The organism is Streptomyces sp. SID486, assembly GCF_009865385.1.
Taxonomy (GTDB): domain Bacteria; phylum Actinomycetota; class Actinomycetes; order Streptomycetales; family Streptomycetaceae; genus Streptomyces.
Genome location: NZ_WWJT01000383.1, coordinates 1 through 763, shown reverse-complemented (window position 1 = coordinate 763; position 763 = coordinate 1). Strand labels below are relative to the sequence as shown.

Below are 763 nucleotides of genomic sequence, written 5' to 3'. Positions count from 1 at the left end.
GCCCGCACCTGGCGGCGGGGGTCGGCACCGGCGGCGGGGGCGCCCTTGCCGGGGAGCGCGACGCCGTAGAACCACTGCCGTACGAACTCCACCTCGGCGATGATCTGCGCGTCCGCGGGCGACTGGGCGCGCACCAGCGTGGCCACGCCCTGCGCGGCCAGCTCGGTGTCGCCCTGCCAGAGCAGGTACCGCAGGACGGTGGCGGTGTCCCGCATGCCCAGTCCGCCGGCCAGCGCCGTCTCGCGCAGCGGTTCCAGGTGGGGGCCGGCCGCCGCCGGGTTGGTGCGCCACTGGGCGCGCGCCAGGGCCGCCGACAGGGCGTGGCGTTCACGCTCGTCCGTGCAGTCGCGCAGGACCAGGCCGAGGCAGTCGGCGCAGCGCTCCACCTCGTCGGCGGCCAGCGCCTGTTCCGCGGCGGCGCGCAGGATCGCCGCGCCCCAGCGGGCCGGGACGAGGTCCGCGGCACAGAGGTGGTGCGCGACCTCTTCGGCGGGTGCCCCGGAGCGGTAGAGCATGTCGGCGATCCGGCCGTGCAGGTCCGTGCGCGCGGCGGTGTCCATGTCCTCCAGGACGGCCGCGGCGGCGGTCGGGTGCCGGAAGGCGTGACCGTCGAGCAGACCGGCGGAGTTGAGGATGTCGACGGCTTCCTGGGTGCCGACCGGTGTGGTGCCGGCCAGATCTCCGAGGGGCACGGCCGCGGCGAGGGGGCCGAGCGCGGCCAGGGCCCGGGCCACCCGGGCGTGGCCCGCGTCGCCGCGGTGCA

General features: G+C 77.6%; 1 pseudogene. It reads right to left on the bottom strand.

Features of this window, described 5'->3' with window-relative positions:
• Positions 1 to 763 (bottom strand): annotated as a pseudogene (locus GT045_RS17920) (LuxR family transcriptional regulator); the annotation flags it as partial.